General features: G+C 25.8%; 19 protein-coding genes. 17 read left to right on the top strand and 2 right to left on the bottom strand.

The window, feature by feature from the left end; translation table 11 throughout:
* The first annotated feature begins 19 nt into the window (after positions 1–19).
* From pstB to A6P36_RS05190, 9 genes are all read left to right on the top strand, one after another.
* Entirely contained in the window at positions 20–772 is a 753-nt protein-coding gene (gene pstB, locus A6P36_RS05230; protein ID WP_066761673.1) for a phosphate ABC transporter ATP-binding protein PstB, read from the top strand.
* Between the two features lie 19 nt (positions 773–791).
* Positions 792–1,448 carry a phosphate signaling complex protein PhoU gene (gene phoU / locus A6P36_RS05225; protein ID WP_066761671.1) on the top strand — a complete coding sequence of 219 codons (657 nt, stop codon included), beginning with the start codon at positions 792–794 and terminating at the stop codon, positions 1,446–1,448.
* A 99-nt stretch (positions 1,449–1,547) separates the two neighbouring features.
* Positions 1,548–2,870 (top strand): ribosome biogenesis GTPase Der, encoded by a 1,323-nt coding sequence (gene der / locus A6P36_RS05220; protein ID WP_066761669.1) that lies wholly within the window; start codon positions 1,548–1,550, stop codon positions 2,868–2,870.
* The gene (locus A6P36_RS05215; RefSeq protein WP_066761668.1) at positions 2,867–3,865 is read left to right on the top strand and encodes an NAD(P)H-dependent glycerol-3-phosphate dehydrogenase; all 999 of its coding nucleotides are present in this window, start codon (positions 2,867–2,869) and stop codon (positions 3,863–3,865) included. The genes der and A6P36_RS05215 overlap by 4 nt, the downstream gene beginning before the upstream one ends.
* A 144-nt stretch (positions 3,866–4,009) precedes the next feature.
* Positions 4,010–5,491, top strand: a complete 1,482-nt coding sequence (spoIVA, locus tag A6P36_RS05210; RefSeq protein WP_066761667.1) for a stage IV sporulation protein A — start codon at positions 4,010–4,012, stop codon at positions 5,489–5,491.
* A 168-nt stretch (positions 5,492–5,659) separates the two neighbouring features.
* The gene (locus A6P36_RS05205; RefSeq protein WP_066761665.1) at positions 5,660–6,835 is read left to right on the top strand and encodes a hypothetical protein; all 1,176 of its coding nucleotides are present in this window, start codon (positions 5,660–5,662) and stop codon (positions 6,833–6,835) included.
* A gap of 67 nt (positions 6,836–6,902) precedes the next feature.
* On the top strand, positions 6,903–7,265 hold the full coding sequence (locus A6P36_RS05200; protein WP_066761663.1) for a hypothetical protein: 363 nt from the start codon (positions 6,903–6,905) through the stop codon (positions 7,263–7,265).
* 68 nt (positions 7,266–7,333) lie between these two features.
* A complete protein-coding gene (locus A6P36_RS05195; protein WP_066761661.1) occupies positions 7,334–8,284 on the top strand; it encodes a spore coat protein S in 951 nt (316 codons plus the stop codon).
* Between the two features lie 100 nt (positions 8,285–8,384).
* Positions 8,385–9,098, top strand: coding sequence for a phosphatase (locus tag A6P36_RS05190; protein ID WP_066761659.1), 714 nt, complete (start codon positions 8,385–8,387; stop codon positions 9,096–9,098).
* 75 nt (positions 9,099–9,173) lie between these two features.
* Here A6P36_RS05190 and A6P36_RS05185 read toward each other — a convergent pair whose 3' ends face one another.
* On the bottom strand, positions 9,174–9,428 hold the full coding sequence (locus tag A6P36_RS05185; RefSeq protein ID WP_066761654.1) for a hypothetical protein: 255 nt from the start codon (positions 9,426–9,428) through the stop codon (positions 9,174–9,176).
* Between the two features lie 157 nt (positions 9,429–9,585).
* On the opposite strand from A6P36_RS05185, the gene hsdR reads away from it, so the two are divergent.
* The 8 genes from hsdR to A6P36_RS05145 all read left to right on the top strand — a co-directional run bounded on the left by hsdR (position 9,586) and on the right by A6P36_RS05145 (position 21,279).
* Positions 9,586–12,855, top strand: a complete 3,270-nt coding sequence (hsdR, locus tag A6P36_RS05180) for a type I restriction-modification system endonuclease (protein WP_066761652.1) — start codon at positions 9,586–9,588, stop codon at positions 12,853–12,855.
* On the top strand, positions 12,852–14,279 hold the full coding sequence (locus tag A6P36_RS05175) for a class I SAM-dependent DNA methyltransferase (RefSeq protein WP_066761650.1): 1,428 nt from the start codon (positions 12,852–12,854) through the stop codon (positions 14,277–14,279). The genes hsdR and A6P36_RS05175 overlap by 4 nt, the downstream gene beginning before the upstream one ends.
* Before the next feature lie 2 nt (positions 14,280–14,281).
* Complete coding sequence (locus A6P36_RS05170; protein WP_066761648.1) at positions 14,282–15,745, top strand: restriction endonuclease subunit S; 1,464 nt, start codon at positions 14,282–14,284, stop codon at positions 15,743–15,745.
* Positions 15,746–16,594 carry a DUF6414 family protein gene (locus A6P36_RS05165; protein ID WP_066761643.1) on the top strand — a complete coding sequence of 283 codons (849 nt, stop codon included), beginning with the start codon at positions 15,746–15,748 and terminating at the stop codon, positions 16,592–16,594.
* Positions 16,591–17,700, top strand: a complete 1,110-nt coding sequence (locus tag A6P36_RS05160) for an AAA family ATPase (protein ID WP_242861667.1) — start codon at positions 16,591–16,593, stop codon at positions 17,698–17,700. The genes A6P36_RS05165 and A6P36_RS05160 overlap by 4 nt, the downstream gene beginning before the upstream one ends.
* A gap of 657 nt (positions 17,701–18,357) precedes the next feature.
* Complete coding sequence (locus tag A6P36_RS05155; protein ID WP_066761640.1) at positions 18,358–19,254, top strand: endonuclease NucS domain-containing protein; 897 nt, start codon at positions 18,358–18,360, stop codon at positions 19,252–19,254.
* 536 nt (positions 19,255–19,790) lie between these two features.
* Positions 19,791–20,915: a DUF5780 domain-containing protein gene (locus tag A6P36_RS08415; RefSeq protein WP_066761639.1), complete on the top strand. Its 1,125-nt coding sequence runs from the start codon at positions 19,791–19,793 to the stop codon at positions 20,913–20,915.
* Between the two features lie 13 nt (positions 20,916–20,928).
* The gene (locus A6P36_RS05145; protein WP_066761634.1) at positions 20,929–21,279 is read left to right on the top strand and encodes a hypothetical protein; all 351 of its coding nucleotides are present in this window, start codon (positions 20,929–20,931) and stop codon (positions 21,277–21,279) included.
* Between the two features lie 281 nt (positions 21,280–21,560).
* Here the strand turns inward: A6P36_RS05145 and A6P36_RS05140 are convergent, their stop codons facing one another.
* Positions 21,561–22,436, bottom strand: coding sequence for a DNA/RNA non-specific endonuclease (locus tag A6P36_RS05140; protein ID WP_066761633.1), 876 nt, complete (start codon positions 22,434–22,436; stop codon positions 21,561–21,563).
* Positions 22,437–22,649: the final 213 nt, after the last annotated feature.

Below are 22,649 nucleotides of genomic sequence, written 5' to 3'. Positions count from 1 at the left end.
TGTGAGAGGTGAATATTTGATGAAAAATGTTATTATAAAGGTTGAAGATTTAAATTTTTATTATGGAGAAAAACAAGCGTTATTCAATATAAATATGGATATTTATGAAAATAAAGTTACAGCATTAATCGGACCATCTGGATGCGGTAAATCAACATTTTTAAGAAATTTAAATAGAATGAATGAAATGTTTGAGTATGCAAAATATACTGGAAATATTTTTTTAGAAGATAAAGATATAAAAAAACAAGATGTTGTATTATTAAGAAAAGATGTTGGATTAGTTTTTCAAAAACCAAATCCATTTCCAAAATCTATTTATGAAAATATAGTTTTCGCCCCTAAAAATTATGGAATAAAAGATAAAAAAGTTCTAGATGAACTTGTAGAAACGACTCTTAAAGATGTTGCACTTTGGGATGAAGTAAAAGATGATTTAAAGAAAAGTGCTTATAATTTGTCAGGAGGACAGCAACAAAGACTTTGTATTGCTCGTTGTTTAGCAACTCAACCTAAAATTCTACTTATGGATGAACCAACTTCAGCTCTTGATCCTATTTCAACAATGAAGGTTGAAGAATTATTAGTAAAACTTAAGAAAAAATATACTATAGTTATTGTTACTCATAATATGCAGCAAGCAGGAAGAATTTCTGATTACACAGCTTTCTTCTTAAATGGAAAACTTGAAGAAATGGATAAAACTGAAAAAATATTTCAAAATCCATCTAGTAAACTTACGGAAGATTATATTACTGGAAGATTTGGATAAAATTTAGGGAGGTTTTATTATGCGTGAAAAATTTGGAAAAATTTTAGATGAATTAAATGAATCTTTGCTTGAGATGGGTAAACTTGTAACAGATCAATTTGAAAAATCTAAAAATGTTTTAAGAAGTAAAGACACTGAACTTGCTAAAATGATAATTGAAGATGATGATAAAATAGATTTTCTCAAAGAGGAAATTGAATATAAATGCGTAAAATTAATTGCAACACAAACACCACTTGCTAGTGATTTAAGAAGATTATTTACAACAATAAAAATAATTCAGGATTTAGAAAGAATCGGAGATTATGCTGTTGATCTTGCAAAGGTTTCAATGTATATACCTGAAAATGAGCATATAGATTTTAAAATATCTGATTATTTTTCTGATACAATTAAAAAAATGATTACTGAAGTTGTTGAAGCTTATATAAATAATGACAAGAAAAAAGCTATTGAAATTTATGAAAGTGATGAAGCTATAGATAAAAAATACTATGATATTTTTACTCAAATAATGGATAAGATGAATTCAGGAGAAATAACAAATAATATTGGAGTTCAAACATTATTTATGATTAAATATTTTGAAAGAGCAGGAGATCATATAAATAATATTTGTGAAAATATCATGTATTTAAAATCAGGAGAGTTTTTCAAAAGAAGACTAAATAATTAATTTCTAGAGACCAGAGTATTTTGCTCTGGTTTCTTTTTTTGATTTCAAGTGTTATACTTGTATTTATATTTTATTTCTGACGTGAATGGAGGAACAATGATGAAAAAACCAATTGTTGCAATAGTTGGACGTCCCAATGTAGGAAAATCTACGTTATTTAATAGAATTGTTGGAGATAGAGTTTCTATAGTTGATGATACTCCAGGAGTTACTAGAGATAGAATTTATAGAGATGCTGAATGGCTAAAATATAAATTCACATTAATAGATACAGGTGGAATTGAATTTAAAACAAATGATGACATGTTTAAAAATATGCGTATTCAAACGGAGCTTGCTATTGAAACTGCTGATGTTATAATTTTTATTGTAGATGGAAAAACTGGGCTTGTTGATGGTGATAGAGAAGTTGCAAGAATGCTTAGAAAAAGCAAAAAAGATATTATTCTTGTTGTAAATAAAATTGATTCTAAAAAAGATGAAATGAATTTATATGAATTTTATGAATTTGGTTTAGGAGAACCAATTCCAATTTCTTCAACTCAATCACTTGGACTTGGAGATATGCTTGACGAAGTGGTAAAATATTTCGATGTAGTTGAAGAAGAAAATGAAGAAGATGATATAATCAAAATTGCAGTTGTAGGAAAACCAAATGTTGGTAAATCATCTCTTATAAACAAAATATTAGGACAAACTCGTTCCATTGTTAGTGATATAGCTGGAACTACGAGGGATTCTATTGATACATATTTTGAAAATGAAACAGAAAAATTTATTTTAATAGATACTGCAGGGCTTAGGAAAAAATCAAAAATTAAAGAAAATGTAGAACATTATAGTGTTATACGTAGTTTGTACAGTATTGATAGATGTGATGTTTGTATACTTGTAATAGATGCAACTCAAGGAGTTACAGAGCAAGATGAAAAAATTTTAGGGTATGCTCATGAAAGAAATAAGGCTATTTTAATTGTTGTAAATAAATGGGATATGATAAATAAAGACAATAATACTTACAATGAATTTAAAAAGAACATACAAAATTCTCTTAGTTTTGTTACATATGCTCCGTATTTATTTATATCAGCATTAACAGGTCAGAGAGTTCAAAATGTTTTAAAATTAGCTAAGAAGTGTTATGAAAATTATTCAAGAAGAATACCAACAGGAATTCTAAATGAAATTATAGGAAGAGCAACAATGATAAAAGAACCTCCTATAGTCGGCTTAAAAAGACTTAAAATTTATTATTGTACACAAGTTGATATAAAGCCTCCGAAATTTATATTTTTTATAAATGATGAATCTACGTTACATTTTTCTTATACAAGATATCTTCATAATCAAATTAGAGAAAGCTTTGACTTTGAAGGAACAGGAATAGATATACAATATAAGGAAAGGAAAGAAAAAAAATGAATTTAACATTTTTAGGAAGTGGGAGTTTTGGAACAGCATTAGCTGTAATTTTTTCGAATTACGATTTTAAAATAAAAATGTTTGATAGAAATATGGATGTTGTTAATGGTATTAATGAAAAACGAAAAAATATAAAATATTTAAAAAATATACATATACCTGAAAAAATTATAGCTACGAATGATATAAATGATGCAATAAATAATAGCGATATAATATTTTTTGCAGTTCCATCTCATGCAGTGAGAGAAATCTCTAAGCAAATTAAAGATAAGATTGATAGTAAAAGTGTAATTGTTTGTTTATCTAAGGGAATTGAACAAGATACACATAAACGTCTTTCAGAAATTTTAGAGGAAGAACTTCCACATAATCCTATTGTTATTTTATCTGGACCTAGTCATGCAGAAGAAATAGCTTTAAGAAAGCCAACGGCTTTAGTTTCAACATCTAAAGATATGAAATTTGCTGAACTTATACGAGACACTTTATCAAATGATGTTTTGAGAATTTATACTAATTCAGATATAGTTGGTGTTGAAATTGGTGGATCAATGAAAAATGTAATTGCATTAGCTATAGGAATTATTACAGGAATGGGTTATGGAGATAATTCAAGTGCTGCTATAATTACAAGATCTTTGCAAGATATTGTAAAAATGGGAGTAAGTCTTGGTGGAAAATTAGAAACTTTTTTTGGACTTACAGGTATTGGTGATTTAATAGTAACTTGTTTAAGTGAACATAGTAGAAATAGGAAATGTGGTTTGTTAATTGGTAAGGGAATGAAATTAGATGAAGCTATAAAAGAAATAGGAATGGTTGTTGAAGGAATTAATGCTTGTAAAATATTTTATGAAATTGCGAAAGAAAAAAATATTGAAGTACCAATTATTGAATCTTTATATGAGGTTTTATTTAACAATAAAGATTTGCGTTCTATAGAAGGTAAGTTGATGTCTAGAGATAGAAAAGACGAGTTTTTAAAAATATAAATTATATTTACTCCTGTGTAAGTTTATTTACATAGGAGTTTTTGTTTATGAAAATTTGTCTAAGATTCATTAATTTGGAATAAATGGAAAAAAAGAAAATATATATTTAATAGATTTAAGTTTAAATTGTGGAGGTAGTTAGATTTGGAAAACTTAAACATATATGAAGATATAGCAAAAAGAACTCAAGGAGACATTTATATTGGAGTTGTTGGCCCAGTAAGAACAGGAAAATCCACTTTTGTTAAAACATTTATGGACAAAATGGTAATTCCACGTATTGAAAATACATTTAAAAAAGAAAGGGCTAAAGATGAATTACCACAAAGTGGATCAGGAAAAAGTATTCATACTACAGAGCCAAAATTTATTCCTAACGAAGCTATCGAAATAAATTTTAATGAAAATATAAAATTAAAAGTTAGATTAGTTGATTGTGTTGGATACATAGTCGATGAAGCGTTAGGATATTTAGAAGGAGATGCACCTAAAATGGTAAAAACTCCTTGGTTTGAAGAAGAAATTCCTTTTGAGGAAGCAGCTGAAATTGGTACAAGAAAAGTAATAACAGATCATTCTACAGTTGGAGTTGTTGTTACGACTGATGGTTCATTTACAGGTATAGACAGAGAAAGTTATGTTGAAGCAGAAGAAAGAGTTATTTTAGATCTTAAAAGTATAAACAAACCGTTTATTGTAGTTTTAAATACAAAACATCCAAATACTGTAGAAACTCAAGAATTAAAATTAAGTCTTGAAGAGAAATATGATGTTCCGGTTGTTGCAATTGATATTGCAAAAATGGATGAAAATGATATTGAAAAATTATTCAAAAGAGTATTAACAGAATTCCCTGTTAAAGAACTTCATATTGATTTACCAAGCTGGATAAATGGTCTTGATTCAAAACATTGGTTAAAAGAAAATTTCATATCATTAATCAAAGATATGAGTCAAGATATTAATAAAATAAGTGATGTTAAAAAGATTGCAGATTACATGACAGAAAGAGATGAATTTTTAAGTGGAATAGATGTTGTTGAGACAAGTCTTGGAAATGGAAAATCAAAACTTAAATTTAACATTCATAATAATATATTCTACAAAATTTTAAGTGAAATTTGTGATCAAGAAATAAATGATGAAGGACACTTACTAGATTTATTAAAAGATTTGCACAAGGCAAAAGTTGAATATGATAAGGTTGAAAAAGCATTAAATGATGTTAGAGAAACTGGATATGGTTTAGTTGCTCCACAACTTTCTGAAATGAAATTTGAAGAACCTGAAATAATAAGACAAGGTACACGTTATGGGGTTAAATTAAAAGCGTCTGCACCATCACTTCATTTAATAAAAGCTGATATTCAAACTGAAATTTCACCGATAATGGGAACAGAAAGAGAGACAGAAGAACTTGTTAAATCTTTACTTGAACAATTTGAAAATGATCCATCAAGTATGTGGCAATCAAATATGTTTGGAAAAAGTTTAGAAGTTTTAGTTAAAGAAGGACTTCAAAATAAATTATATAAAATGCCTGAAGATGTACAAGCTAAAATTCAAAAAACACTACAAAAAATTGTAAACGAAGGTAGTGGAGGATTAATTTGTATAATTCTTTAAACAAAATATCTTAAAATTAAGCACTTATACAAAATGTATAGGTGCTTAATTTTTTTGTAATTTCATGCGAAAAATGTAAAATTATATATAAATTTGGATTTTAAAATTAAATGTGATATGTTATATTTACATAGTATTTTAAGTTAACTTAAAGGTGGTTGTGCGAAATTGTTTGATTTTAAGAAGAATAACAATACTAAAATTTTAGAACATAAAGATATTGAAGTTGATATAAATCCAATTAATTTAGAATACAAAAAAGCTGAATCAGAACTGAATAGAATAAAAAAATTACTTAATGATACTAAAGTTTCAGTTAACATGGAAATTAATAATTTAAATAAAAAGGTAAATTATTATCGAGATGAATTAAATAAAATAGAAAATATTTATTACGAAAAGAATTTTAATTTGAGTACAGATTGTTTTAATTCTTTAGAGGAAATGGATTTTGAATTACAACTTCAAAATACTAAAAATAATCGAAAAGATTTAATAAAACAAAATAAAGTTTTTAAATATGAAAATAGTATTTGTGTTGTAAAGGATTTAGATTTTGAAAAAATAATTTTTCGGGGATTATCAAATGAATTTGAAATTATAAAAAATGAAATTTTAAAACAAAATTCTAATAATTATATAGATAAATTTAATGATATGATAAATTTTTATTGCCAAATGTGTAATAAAAAATATTTTGAAATAACAAATGAATTTATAGATACTTATAAAAATGAAATTCAAATTTATAAAAGTTATTGTATATTCAAAGAGAAAGAATTATTGAAAATTAAAGATGAAATTAAACAAGATAAGAGAAAGAAAGAAATACGCTCAATTAGAAATAAATTTTCAAAAGATATGGAAAGATCTTTGAAAAATAAACAAGCTTATGAACGTAAAATTTTAAATGAACGTAATAATGTTAAGAAGAGTGAGTTTGAAAATAGATTAATTAAAATTGAGAATCATATTAATTATTTAAAAGAAAAGGAAAAGTACATAAAGTATCAAGAAAATAAAATTAAATCTGGTTATATGTATATTTTGTCAAATGTTTTATCTTTTGGAAAAGATATTTTTAAGATTTGTGTTACAGATAGTTTATTTCCTTTTAGAGAAATAGCCAAATTAAATCAAGTTTCTACCCCTTATGAATATGAGCTTAGATATTTATATATAGTTGATGATGTTGAACAAATTTCTAAAGAAATTTTAGTCAATTTTAAAAATAGAATTGTTAGAAGAATCAATGATAATGACAATTTTTTTAGGTGTTCAAAGAATGAAATTGAAAAATTTATTGAAAAAATGAATCAAGATAAATTTATTAAAGTCAAATAATAAATAAAAAAAATGTGAATATAATATTATTTATTAATTTTTATTTTAAGGGGTTAAAAGTGATGTTATGATTTACTGTTTGATGAATGATAGTAGTTTGAATAATAACAATATGAAAATTAATTATAGTTTAATTAATGACTCTGAAGAACTAAAGATAAATAAAACTTTTAAAATAGATTTTAATAAAGATAATGTTATATATTTTAATTTTTCTCAGTTTCAATTTAAAACAAATATAATAGATAACTATATTGATGAAATATTAAATGATTTTTCAAGAAGTAAATACATTTTAGGAAAAGTAGATTTTGAGAATTATTTTTTTAAAATTGATGAATTTGAAGAGATGAATAACATTTTTAAGTTTAAATATATTAAAGTAAATGAAATTCTAGAAAAAATGAACAGTTTAAAAGATATATTATAAGTATTTTGTTATAATTTTTAAATATCCTTAATAAGTTTTATTGTAATTATTTATAGGGATTGGGAAATTTGAACTTCATAGAACATATAGACAATATTGTAAAAAGTTACGGTATATCTAATTACAATATACAGAAATTTAGAAGTGTTTATAAGATTAATTCTAAAGATAGAATTTTACTTATTAAAAAGTTCAATTCTAAAACAAAACTTTTTAATACAAAAAAGATTATAAATCATTTAAAATATAATAATTTTAAATATATTCAAAATATATATTATAATTTGAAAAATGAATTTTATTTTGAGTTTGAAAATAAATTTTATGCTTGTTTTAGTTGGGTTGATGGAAGAGAAGTCAATATTAAAAATGTTAAGGAAATAAAAAAGTGTACCAAAACAATTTATTTATTTCATGAAGCTATTAAAAATGTAAATGATTTTTCTATGATTTTAAAAGATAATTCTGATTGGATCGAAAAATTTGAGGAAGATATATTTAATTTATACGATATTAAAAATAAACTCACAAAAGTGAATTCTTTAAGTGAACTTGATAAATTTTATTATGAGAATATTGATAAAGCTATTTTAAAAATAAGTGAAATTATAAATATTTTAAATGAAAATAATTTTAATAAATTTCTAAGTGAAAATAAAATTATTTGTCATAGTAGTTTATATTACCAAAACTTTATATTAGGTAAAAATGATAAAATATATTTGATTGATTTTGGTGGTATATCTTTAAATAATAAGGTTTATGATTTAGCTAGATTTGCACGTAGAGTGTTTTATAAAAATAGTTTTGATACTAAAGTATTAAATGATATATATAAAGTTTATAATAAATATTATAAATTTAGTGAGTTTGAAAAAACTTTATTTGATAGTTATTTGAAGCATCCTTATAAATTTGTTAAACTTGGTTATAGGTTTTACATTCAAAATAAGAATATGGATGAATTAAAGCTATTTAATAAATTAAAAAAATATTGTAAATATGAACTTAATCTCTAATTAGTGTTGTAACTGCATAAGTTATGACACTTTTTTAATTAAATAATTTCTTTCTATATGATAATATTTTAATATAAACGTTAAATATAGAGGTGATTTAATGAAAATTTTATTAGATACACATTCTCATACAATAGCCAGTGGTCATGCCTATTCAACTATTAATGAAATGGCATATTCAGCAAATAAAAAAGGATTAAAATTACTTTGTATAACAGATCATGCTCCTAAAATGCCTGGAGCTCCAGATAGTGTATATTTTAGAAATTTTAAAGTAATAGATAAAATTATTCATGATGTTGAAATTTTTATGGGAGTAGAACTTAATATTTTAGATTTTGAAGGAAATGTAGATTTAACAAATTCAGTATTAAGTAAACTTGATGTTGTTATAGCAAGTTTTCATCCTATATGTACAAAAGCGGGAACGATAGAAGAGAATACAAAAGCATTTTTAAATGTAATGGAAAATCCATATGTTAATATTATTGGACATCCTGAAGATGGGAATGTTCCTATTGATTTTGAGGCTGTAATAAAAAAGGCAAAACAAACAAATACACTTGTAGAATTAAATAATTCTTCATTAAAGCCAACGAGTAGTAGAGCAAATACAAAAGAAAATGCGAAAAAGATGTTAGAAATATGTAAAAAAGAAGAAGCATTTATTACTATAGGAAGTGATGCTCATTTTAATACATGTGTTGGAGAAAATGAATTTGCGTTAAGGCTTATAGATGAGGTAAATTTTCCACGTGAACTTATAATAAATACAGATGTTCAAAAATTTAAAGATTTTTTGAAACAAAAATAAAAAGAGATGTAATTTTTACATCTCTTTTTATTTTATATAGTGGATTTGTTAATATTTTTTAGTAATTCAATAGTGTTAATTATTATTGATTGTGCCAATATGCCATAGTAATACGATAAAATATCCAATTATTGGAGAACTTCCGTATCCTATAATAGGTACAGGGAAATCTCCTAAAAGTGAAAATAATGCAATTATCCAATAATATAGTGCTAGACATATTGATATAATTTTATTTTTTTCTGATGAAAATATAAGAAACGGAATAGGAATTAAGAAAATAGATATTAATCCTAAAATATATAACCAAATAGATACTTCTCCTAACATTTTTAATATTCCTTTTGTATAATTTACGGGTTGTAAACTATCAAGAAATATCCATGAGGAAATTGATTTAGTTTGTATTTTAAAAATTATTTTTATAAAATTATAATCAGGAAATAATAGATTAATAGTTATTAGTTTAAAATTGAGGGATAAATATATGATTTCTAATTTTGAGTTTTTGAAAGATAAGTTTCCAATTCTTTTTAATCTTGGAAGTTTAGCTGAAAAATATTGTTATACAGATTCAAATTCTTGTTTGACAAAATTAGGTATGATTGGTGAAACCATCGTAAATTTGATAGTTATATATGATAACGTTTTGTTGCCTGAAAAAAATAATGCAGCGATTAAAATTAAATTTTTACATAGTGAAGGACTATTAACTAAAGATTTAGTTGATATTTTAAATGAATTACGAGATAAACGTAATAAGGCTGTACATAAAAATTATTCTTCAACTTCAGATAGTAAACTTCTTTTAGAAATGACTCATAGTCTTTGCGAGTGGTTTATGCAAACTTATGGAGATTGGAATTATAAAAGCAAAAAATTTATAATGCCACAAGATAATCAAGAAGAGTTTAGTTTTGACAAAGTAGCTGAAGAAAAATTAGTGATAAAATTAAAAAGTGAAGCTGAAAGTGTAGCGAGAAATTCAGAAAAGATTAAGCGTGAGGAACGTGTAAAACGTGTAAATGTAGTTTCAAATAATCGAAGAAAATCAGAAGCTGAAGTTCGTTTTATAATTGATAAACAATTACGTCAAGTAGGATGGGAGGTAGATTCTGAAAACTTAAAATATTCTAAGGGAATTAGGCCGAGTAAAGGTCGTAATATTGCGATTTCTGAATGGCCAACAATTTCTAAAGATGGTAAAAAGGGTTTTGTAGATTATGTTTTGTTTATAGGATTAAAAATGGTTGGGATTATTGAAGCTAAAGCAGAACATAAAGATATTTCTTCTGTAATTGATTATCAATGTAAAGAATATTCCCAAAATATCCGTGATGAAGATTATACATATATTTATGATTTAAGTAGAGAGTATAAAGTTCCATTTGTTTTTGCTAGTAATGGACGTAAATATTTAGAACAATATAAAACTAAATCTGGAATATGGTTTCTTGATTTGAGAAAACCATTTAATGTTCCAAGACCTTTAAGTGGGTGGATTAGTCCTGAAGGTATAATGGAATTGTTAGATAAAGATATTGAAAATAGTAATGAAAAGTTAAAAGAATTGTCTAATGACTTTTTAAGAGATGAAGACGGTTTAAATTTAAGAGAATATCAGTTAAAGGCAATTGATGAGGTTGAGAAAGCTGTAATTAATGGGAAAAAGAATGTTTTATTAGCTATGGCTACAGGGACAGGTAAGACACGTACAATTTTGGGAATGATTTATAGATTCTTAAAGAGTAACAGATTTAAACGTATTTTATTTTTAGTAGATCGTACGTCATTAGGAGAGCAGGCTCAAGATGTTTTTAAAGAAGTTAAAATAGAAGAGCTAATGACTTTAGATAATATTTATAACATCAAAGGATTGAATGATAGTGAAATTGATAAGGAAACAAGGGTTAAGGTAGCTACAGTTCAAAGCATGGTTAAACAACTTATTTATAATGATGAAGAAAAAATGCCTTCTGTAACAGACTATGACCTTATTATTGTTGATGAAGCTCATAGGGGATATGTTTTAGATAGAGATATGAGTGATACGGAGTTTTTATATGACAATCATATTGATTATCAGAGTAAATATCGGTTTGTTATAGATTATTTTGATGCGATAAAAATTGGGTTAACTGCAACGCCGGCACTTCAAACTACTGAAATTTTTGGAGCTCCAGTTTTTAAGTATACATATAGAGAAGCTGTTATTGATGGTTTTTTAGTTGACCATGATGCACCGTATAATATAAAAACAAAATTGAATACGGAAGGTATACATTATAATTCGGGAGATAAAGTGGCTGTTTATGATAATGTAACTGGAGAAATTTTAAATAGTGAAGAGATTGATGATGAAATTGATTTTAATGTTGAAGATTTTAATCGTAAAGTTATCACAGAAAATTTTAACAGAACTGTATTAAAAGAAATTGCAAGTTACATTGATCCTGAAGATAGTAGTCAAGGAAAAACTTTAATTTATGCAGTAGATGATAAACACGCAGATATGATAGTTTCAATTTTAAAACAAATATATGCAAATTTTGAAATTGATAATAATGCTATCATGAAAATTACTGGAAGTGTTGGTGGAGGAAATCCTAGAAAAGTTCAAGAAGCTATTAAAAGATTTAAAAATGAAAAATTTCCAAGTATTGCAGTTACGGTCGATTTGCTTACAACTGGAATTGATGTTCCAGAGATAACAAATTTAGTTTTTATGAGATGTGTTAAATCTAGAATTCTTTTTGAGCAAATGCTCGGAAGGGCAACAAGGCTTTGTAATAAAATTAATAAAACTCATTTTAATATTTTTGACGCAGTTGGTGTTTATGATGCGTTGAAAGATTTTAATACAATGAAACCTGCCGTAGTAGATTCTTCTACAACATTTAATAGGCTTATAGATATTCTTCATGGTGTAGAAAATGAGGAAGAAATAAATTATCAAATTGATCAAATTATTGGAAAGATTCAAAGAAAGAAACGATCTATTAAAGAAGGTAAGGATTTAGAAAACTTTATTAGTCTAAGTGGTGGGAAAAATCCAGATGAGTTTATTAATGAAATAAAGTGTAAAGATTTTAAAACTGCGAAAGATTTTATAATTTTATATAGGAATCTTTTTGATTTTCTTGAAAAAACTAAATCCACAAACAAGCTAGATAGAATTATAATTTCAGATAAAGAAGATGATTTTTTAGAAGTTACTCGTAATTATGGAAATTTTGATAAACCAGAAGATTATTTAGATTCTTTTAGTGAATACTTGAAGAACAATATGAATGAAATTACGGCATTAAAAATTATTTGTACTAAACCAAGGGAGTTAACAAGAAAAGATTTAAAGGATTTAAAATTAATTCTTGATAGAGAAGGTTTTGATGAAAATAAACTTAATTCTGCAATTTCAAACTTAACAAATGAGGAAATATCTTCAGATATTATTAGCATTATTAGACGATACGCAATAGGTTCACCACTTTTAAATATTGAAGATAGGGTTAAAGATGCAGTTAAGAAGCTTGAAAAGAAATATAAATTTTCTAAAATTCAGTTGAAGTGGCTTGAAAGAATTGAAAATTATTTAATTAAAGAATTGGTTTTTGATTTAGATGTGTTTGAAAGTGATACGCGTTTTAAAAGAGAAGGCGGATTTAATAAAATTAATAAAGCATTTAATAATGAACTTGAAAATATTATAATTGAGTTGAAAGAGTATTTGTATGATGATGGAGGAAAAAGTGCATGACAAGTAGTGAAATCGTAGCAAGATTGTGGAAACTTTGTGATGTTTTAAGAGATGATGGTATAACCTATCATCAATATGTTACGGAACTTACATATATTTTGTTTTTAAAAATGGCTAAGGAACAGGGAGAAGAAATTGAAAAATTAATAGATGAAAATTACAGATGGGAAAAACTTATTTCTTATGATGGAATTGAACTTAAGAAATTTTATAAAGAGCTTTTAGATTTTTTAGGAACTAAGGGACAAGGCATTGTTAAAAAGATTTATCAAGGAGCATCAACGAATATAGAAGAACCAAATAATTTGAAGAAAATTATTACTACTATTGATTCTATTGAATGGTATTCTCAAGATGAAGAGGAACTTGGGAATTTATATGAAGGACTTTTGGAGAAGAACGCTAGTGAAAAAAAGTCTGGAGCTGGACAATATTTCACACCAAGAGTTCTTATTGATGTTATTGTTGATTTAATAAAACCACAGGTTGGAGAATTATGTAATGATCCAGCTTGTGGAACATTTGGATTTATGATAGCTGCAGATAGATACATAAAAAATAGAACGGACGATTTGTTTAATTTGAGTGAAGAAGAATCAATATTTCAACAAACTAAAGCTTTTAGTGGGTGTGAGCTTGTGCGTGATACTCACAGACTAGCTTTAATGAATGCTATGCTTCACAATATTCAAGGGGAAATTAAACTTGCAGATACTTTATCTAATGAAGGAAAAAGTATGTGTGATTATGATGTTGTTTTGACGAATCCACCTTTTGGGACGAAAAAAGGAGGAGAGAGAGCGACACGTGATGATTTTACTTTCAGTACGAGCAACAAACAGTTGAATTTTTTACAGCATATTTATAGAAGTTTGAAAGCTGATGGGAAAGCACGTGCTGGTGTTGTTCTTCCTGATAATGTTTTGTTTGATAGTCAGGGAGAGAAAATTCGTTGCGACTTAATGGACAAATGTAATTTACATACAATTTTGAGATTACCGACGGGAATATTTTACGCTCAAGGCGTTAAGACGAATGTGTTATTTTTTACACGTGGTGAAAAAGATAAAGATAATACAAAAGAAGTATGGGTTTATGATATGAGAACTAATATGCCTTCTTTTGGGAAAACGAATCCACTTAAGAGAGAGGATTTCAAAAAGTTTGAAGAGGCTTATGAAGCTGAGGATCGTAGAAAAGTTGGAGATGAAAGATGGAGTGTTTTAACACGAGAAGAGATTGAGAAGAGAGGAAACAGTCTTGATTTTGGATTAATTAGAGATGAATCTATTTTGAATTATGATGAACTTGAAAGTCCAATAGAGAATATTGAAAATTGTATTTTTGAATTGGAAGAATCGTTGTCTTTACTTAAAAGTGTTATGGATGAATTAAATTCGGTGGAAGAAAGGTTAGTTGAATAAGAATGAATGAAGTAGTTGATGAGATTTACGAGAATGAAACGGCTGAAGAATTGTATGAGAGAATTCAGAGAGAGAAAGAAAGATTAATCTCAGAAGGAAAATTAAAGAAGCAAAAGAAACTTCCAGAAATTTCTGAAGATGAAATCCCTTTTGAAATTCCAAAAAGTTGGAAGTGGGTGAGATTAGAATCGATAGTTCTAAATATAAGTACAAATGGAAAACAAATACAACAAAAAGAAATTTTAAAAACAGGAAAAATACCAGTTATAAGTCAATCATTAAACATGATTGAAGGATTTAGTAATGATGAAAATAAAATTATTGATATAAATTCAGAACCAGTAATTATATTTGGAGATCATAGTAAAACATTAAAATTTGTAGATTTTAATTTCATTGTAGGAGCTGATGGAACAAAAATTTTAAAGCCTATGGGACATATGAATGAAAAATGTTTATATTATTTTTTAAAATATAATGTTCATGATATTGAGAATAGAGGATATAGTAGGTATTTTCGATTTTTAAGGGAAAAATTCATTCCTCTTCCACCATTAAGCGAACAAAAAAGGATTTCTGAATTAATTGACAGATTATTTGAAAAATTAGATGAAGTGAAGGAAAAAGCTATTTCTGCATTAAATACATTTGAATTGCGTAAGGCAAAAATTTTGCATCTTGCAATACAAGGAAAATTATCAAAACAACTTGATGAATATGAAACGTCTGAAGAATTATACGAAAAGATCCAAATTGAGAAAGAGAAATTAATCTCAGAAGAAAAATTCAAGAAGCAAAAGAAACTTCCAGAAATTTCTCAAGATGAAATTCCTTTTGAAATTCCAAAAAGTTGGAAGTGGGTGAGATTAGGAGAATTATCAGATACAAAAGATAATTCATTTGCAGATGGACCATTTGGCAGTAATTTGAAAAAAGAACATTATATAAATGAACCAGAAGTTAGGATTATTCAAATAAGTAATATTGGTGAAGAAGGATGGAAAAATGAAAATGTAAAATATACGTCATTTATTCATGCTGAAACAATAAAACGAAGTATGGTTAGTTGTGGAGATATTGTAATCACTAAGATGATGCCTGCAGGAAGAGCTATACAAGTTCCTGATATTGAAAAAAATTATATTTTATCTTCTGATGTTATTAAATTTGTTCCGCACCCATTAATAAACAGAAAATATTTATTATATTCAATAAATAGTAATGTATTTAAAAATCAAATTTATGATGAAGTTCAAGGTATTACCAGAGTTAGAACTTCATTAATGAAAATAAAATCATATTTAATTCCATTACCACCACTAGAGGAACAAAAAGAGATTGTAGACATTTTAGATAATATTTTCGAGAAAGAAGAGAAGGCGAAAAAATTAATTGAATCGATTCTTAATAAAATTGAACTTATAAAAAAATCAATTTTAGCTCGTGCAGTTAGAGGTAAGATTTAGATGGAAAGGTGTGATTTTGTGGAAAATAAAGAAAAGAGTAAAATATGTAAAGTTGTATGTTTTGATGAAGAATCTTCGACAGATTACCTCCAGATTCTGTGTGAGGGAAAAATGGAGAAAACTATGGAATTACTTGATTCAAATAATAAATCTGGTGAATTAGAGGGTAAAATAGGTATTTCTAAAATTTTTAAAGCATTAATTAATATTGAAGGGAATGCATCTATTAAAACTTCATTTAACAGCGATAAAATGGTTAAAAATATAGTTAAAAATACTATTTTATCTGATTTTATAAAAATGGTAGAATCTCAACCTGATTCTAATGATAGGATAATAAAAAATTTTAAGGGGTATAAGATATCTGCTGTTAAAGATTCTTTAGCACATATGGTTATGATAACTCCGTATCTTAATATACTTAAAGATGACAGTGTAATACAAACAGGAGAATTAAATATTTCTGTAGTTAAATTAGATGAAGTTCTTCGTTCTGCTAAAGGATATTATGAGTTTTTGGGGAAAAAGGATGAGAATGAAATAATTTTTAGATTTAATATAAATTCTTTTAGAAATGGATATACAATAAGTGATTTATTAAAAATGGATTTGTATATTTGGGCGATAAAAGTTGGGAAAACAAAATTAGATAATTTAAATATTAATAAAGAATTTGATATAGATTCTTTTGTATCTACACATAATAGCTCTGATAACCCATCTTATGAAGGGGGTAAAGAGGAAGATATAAACTCTAAACAATTAGATATAGAAGAACAATCAGATAAAAAGAAGGAGTTAGAGGAATTAGAAGTATTTGATGTTTTACTTGCAGGAGTTACGGGATGATAATGATTAATAAAGTTGTTATATTTTTAGGTCCTAAGAAATATTTTAAAAAGTTTTTAGATGAAAATATTGGTGAAAATACTAGAAGTAATTTTCATGAATTAATAAAATATATGGATGAAAAAGATAGTAATAAATATGATTTGGATAATTTGATTGTGAATGCAGATGATTATAGTTCAGTGAATTACCATGTTTTATTGAATTTCGCAGCAATAGTTACGTCAAAATTTAATATAAAAAATTTATATTTACATAATCCTCCTAAACGTGTCGAAGATTCTTTTAAGTTTTATTATAAAGATAACATAGATTATAAGATACATGAATATCAGAGTATTTCAAGAGAAAATTTAATTAAGATATATTCTAATTTAAATAGTGATATACAAGGACAATCTAATTGTAAAAAACAAATTATAAGTGCATTGTATCGTTTAAGTATAAATAAAAAAAATAAACCTATAGTGTTAATATTATATGGACCTTCAGGGGTAGGAAAAACACAAACTGTGAAAAATATAAGTGAGACATTGGGGGGAGAACTTTTAAGAATTCAATTTTCTATGATGCACACGAGTGAAAATTATGAATATATATTTGGATCTGAACATTCAAAAAGAAGTTTTGCTAGAGATTTAATGTCTCGTGAAACAAATATAATTTTGTTTGATGAATTTGATAAGGTTAATTCATCTCTTTATAATGCTTTTTATGAGTTGTTTGATGAAGGAAAGTACACAGATACAAATTATGAGGTGGATTTAAGACAAGCTATATTTATTTGTACAAGTAATTTTAAAAACGAGCAAGAAATTGAAAAAACATTGGGATCTGCTATGTTTTCTAGGATAAGTTGTTGTATTAAATTTGATGAGTTATCAAAAATAGATAAGGAAATAATACTTAATAAACACTATAACGATATTATAAGTAGTTTGAACGATGAGGAAAAACATATTATAGGTGATACAAATATATTAGAGTGGTTTGGAAATAATATTGGAAGATTTAATAATATAAGGATTTTGAAAAAAAATATTGAAAATGCTATTTTTGATAAATTAACTGATGAGTTTATAATTAATACTTATACGAAAAATTAAAATTATTATCTTATATAGAATAAAAATTTAAATTTTAAACTATTAAATAATTGAAAGAGATACAAAATTGTATCTCTTTTTGTTTTTTTAAAAACAAATAATCTATAACACAAGAAAACTATTAAAGTTATACATATTTATATCGTTAATATTATGAAGACTTAAAATTAATTAAATAGGAGAAACAAATGGAAAACTATTTCATTTAGATAGAGATTGTTCAAGATTATCAAGAAGTAAAAATGTTTATAGTGATTATCTCAAAAATGTAATATCTTCATATTCAGATCCATGTGATGTTTGTGTTTTAGGAAGTGTGAATTCAGGTAATGGACAAAACAACGGGAATGATTTAAAAGTTAATATGGAAGAATTGAACAAATATTTAAAGGTAGCATAACAAAATACAATAACGACAGACAAGCTCTTTTAGAAACGGTTAAAGAAATGATTAAATCAGATGAGCTTAAAGAAATAGCTCAAAATTTAGGAGTTTTNNTTAGATAAAAGCAATTGGAATTTTTCTAATTGCTTTTTTAATATGGAAATTTGATATTTAAATCACAAGCTATGAAATAATTTTTGTAATAGACAATTGAATTCTATATAATTAATGGTGTCAATTCGTAATTATTTGTTTTGAAGGTGAGAATTATTATGGCTGATATAAAATTGTTTGAAATCAAAGAAAAGATTGAAGAGAAAATTGCATCAACAGTTTTTCTTGAAAAAGAATTGCAAAATTTAATTGAAGAAAATATGGAAACCTTCTTCGGTGTAAGATTTCTTAAAAGTGAGTACATAATTACAAATGGTCGTATGGATAGTATTGGAATTGATGAAAATAATAGTCCCGTTATTTTTGAATATAAACGAAGCAGTAGTGAAAATGTAATTAATCAAGGATTATTTTATCTAGATTGGCTATTAGATCATAAATCTGATTTTAAACTTCTTGTTATTGAAAAATTTGGTATGGAAGCTAGCAACAAAATTGATTGGTCAGTTCCATGTGTTATTTGCATTGCTAATGATTTTACAAAATATGATTTGCACGCCGTTAATCAAATGCAAAGAAATATCAAACTGGTTAGATATAAGAAATATGGAGAAAACTTATTATTATTTGAGCATTTGAATGCACCTGTTGTTAAGACAATAGATGATAAGAAAATTGAAAATGTTAAGCAATCATCTAATGGAACTAAAACGCATTTGGAAAAATTATTGTCTGTACCTAAAAATATATTAAATATTTACGAATCAGTTTGCGGTTATATTGAATCTTTGGGAGATGACATAGTTGCCAATCAATTAAAATTATATTTAGCATATAAAAAGGTCAAAAATATAGCGTGTATAGAGATTTATAATAGTTACGTACTCATGTATTTAAAACTTAATCCAGATACGGTTGAGCTAGAAGAAGGATTCACTAGAGATGCTAGAAATATTGGACATTATGGAACAGGAGATTTATCAATTAAATTGAGAAATATGGACGACTTGGAAAAAGCAAAACCAATTATTCAAAGAGCTTATATTGAAGGATAATCTATTAATATATTTGTGATTTGTTGGATGGAGTTTTTAAAATTAAAGATAACCTGTTTTTACAAATTTTATTAAGACTAGTTACTTTAGCGGTGTATTTTACATTTGATTTTATAGTTACTAGTATTATCTAATTATTTTTGAAGGCAACTAATTTTTAGTTGTCTTTTTTATTTGTAAAAAATAAGTTGATAACTTGAAAGCAAAATAAATTAAAAGTTTGATTAACGAGAAAAAAATTCAGGATTCAAAAAGAAGGGATAGGGGTATAAAAGTTGTTTAAGGTGTTCACAATATAAATGGATTTAAGAATCTCCAGTTTTGTAATATTTAAGTATAAATTATAATCGATTTATTATTAATTAAGTATATTAAAAAAATAATTGATTTTTATCCTAATATTGTTTACAATGGGTATGTTTGAGTTTAATTTGATTATCCAATTACACGCATAGTTTATCATTTGTAGTAAAACGTTTAAATGTATCTAAATGACTTTTTAATTTAAATATTAAAAATTTAGGAGGTGTTTTTCATTGATTAAAAAAATTATAAATGTTGTAGTAATATCATTAACTGGATTAATGATATTTGTTGGATGTTCTTTTTCAAATAAATCAAATCAGTCAAATGTAGATAACACTACTAATGTTGAAAATAATAAGTCAATTGAAGAAAGACAAGTAATGAATACAGTAGATTTTGAAAATTTACTTTCAAGTCAACCCGTAAGTGTAATAAATACTGAATACGTCGTGCAAGATGAGAGTTTTAAAGCATTATATCCTGACTTGTTAACAGTATCTATTAAAAATAATACGGATCAAGATATAAAAAATGCAGTGGTATCTTTCGTTGCATGGGATGAAAATAATTTACCTGTAAAAATTGAAGGTCAATTTGATTTTTCTGATACCACATATGTTAAGAAAGTCAATTTTTCTGATATAAATCTTGTTGCTGGTGGAACATTTGATGAAAATAGTGGACTAGCTCTAAGCGAAAACTCAAAAATAAAAACTTTTAAAGCAATTGTAGAATCTTATGAAACATTTGATGGAACTACTTGGAAAAATCCTTATTATGATGAATTTTGCACTTTATACGAGGGAAAGAAATTAACTGATGATATGTCAGTTGAGGTAAAGTTAGAAAATGATACTAATATTACTAATGATACTCCAAAAGAGACGAATCAAATGTCAAATGATATGATAACTGTAGAAGAATTAAATTCACAGTTGGCTCAACAGCCAATTTTTATTGTTGACACTGAGTATGTTATACAAGATGATAATTTTAAAACATTATATCCTGACTTGTTAACAGTATCTATTAAAAATAATACAGATCAAGATATAAAAAATGTAGTTGTATCTTTCGTTGCATGGGATGAAAATAATTTACCTGTAAAAATTGAAGGTCAATTTGATTTTTCTGATACCACATATGTTAAGAAAGTCAATTTTTCTGATATAAATCTTGTTGCTGGTGGAACATTTGATGAAAATAGTGGACTAGCTCTAAGCGAAAACTCAAAAATAAAAACTTTTAAAGCAATTGTAGAATCTTATGAAACATTTGATGGAACTACTTGGAAAAATCCTTATTATGATGAATTTTGCACTTTATATGAAGGTAAAAAATTGATTGAAAGTTAGGAGAGTTAAGGTTATGAAAAGAAGTAAATTATTATTAATATCAGGAATTTTAAGCACAGCGTATTTGATTTATATTTTAAATTATTTTATTGGTGGAATATTTTCATCAGATGGTATAGAAAGTATATCTGCTGGAATAGCGTCAGCATTAGTTACGCCACATATGTTATTAGTTGGATTAGGAGTTTTATTTAATTGGATAGGATGGGCAATGAAACTGAGATGGGCAGCGTTAGTATCAGGCATATTGTATGCTGTATCTATTTTGCTTATGTTTATATATGCACCATTTGTAATAGTTCAAATGATTTTGTGTTTTATAGCATTTTCAAGAATGAAAAAAGTATTATCAACTCAAAACTAAATAATTTAATATTAGAGAACGTTATAAACGTTCTCTTTTTTTGAGAAAAATGTAACAAAAATATTAACAAATAATTACAAAATAAATATAATTGATTTTAATATACTCTACATCAATTTTAAAAGAATTTACTTTTTAAATGTAATTTTATATTAAGTATGCAAAAATAACCTCTTAAAATCGATTTAATGAGATGTTTTTTTAAAAATCGTTTAAATTAAAATTGTCTAAAAAATTTAATTAAAATATTAGAAAAGGATACAAGTTTCTTGTATCCTTTTTTATGGTTTACATATTTGACAAGGGGAATATCCTTGAGAAATTAAAATTGTTCTATCAGCATTGGAATTTTGTTTATTTGAATTTTTGGTATTTAAAAGAGATGAACAAAAATCATAATGAAAAACTTTTGTATTTGTGTTTAAAACATAGGTTGTAGAATTATTTTTAGATGATGTTTTTGTTAAAGAACTTTCACCTGTTTTATAATCTATATCTATTCCTGGTTGAACATTGTATACAAACACGTTAAATAAAATTCCTTTTCCATTATCTTCAACTGATTTTGCTTCCATTAAAACCCCATTTGCAATAAGATTATCTCCTTCAAAAATTGGAGTAACTCTATAAAGAACATGATTATTTGTTTCTTTTACATAATCAGCAACCATGTTTTCAAAAGGGAGCATTACCTGAGTATTTAAATATCTTGTTCCTGTCATTAAATTCTTTTCGTTTGCATTTTCAGCAGAAAGTTGAAATCCTATAAGATGACATCTATTGTATAAAGATTCTCCATCAACAATATCATATTTTACACTGTGCCAACCTGTAGGTTTAATGTGGTATATATTTTTTCTTTCTTCTGTTGGCATAATATCTTTTCCAATGTTTGCAAATGCAACACCAACTCGTCCAAGTGAATCTAAGTCGCTATATTTTTCAAAAGATTTTGTGGTTAAATCTGATTCAGAGAAAAATGGAATATTGTCATTAATAACTGTATACGGTTCTCCGTTGTATTCAGGAATAGAGTTTATATTAAAAGTTTGGGTGGTTTTGTTTATTGTGGGAGTAGATGGATTAGATGAGCAACCTGAAAGAAATAAAGATAGAGATAAAAATAAAGATAAAATTATAGAACGTAAAAATTTCATTGAAAAAGAATCCTCTCTAAAAATTCAGTTTTGAAATAAATTATACAAAAACAATTTTTATGTTTCAATTAAAGAATAGGGAAAATAAAAATGAGTATGTATCTATTTAACGATTCACCAACAATAGATGTAAACATAAAACTTAATAGTTTTCCAACTCAATAAATTATTGGATAGAGATAAATAAGAAGACAGGAAAGAATTATTATGATG

It is taken from the genome of Candidatus Arthromitus sp. SFB-turkey (assembly GCF_001655775.1).
In the GTDB taxonomy this organism is placed as follows: domain Bacteria; phylum Bacillota; class Clostridia; order Clostridiales; family Clostridiaceae; genus Dwaynesavagella; species Dwaynesavagella gallinarum.
The sequence above is the reverse complement of the archived record's forward strand: the minus strand, read 5'-3'. Positions and strand labels throughout refer to the sequence as shown.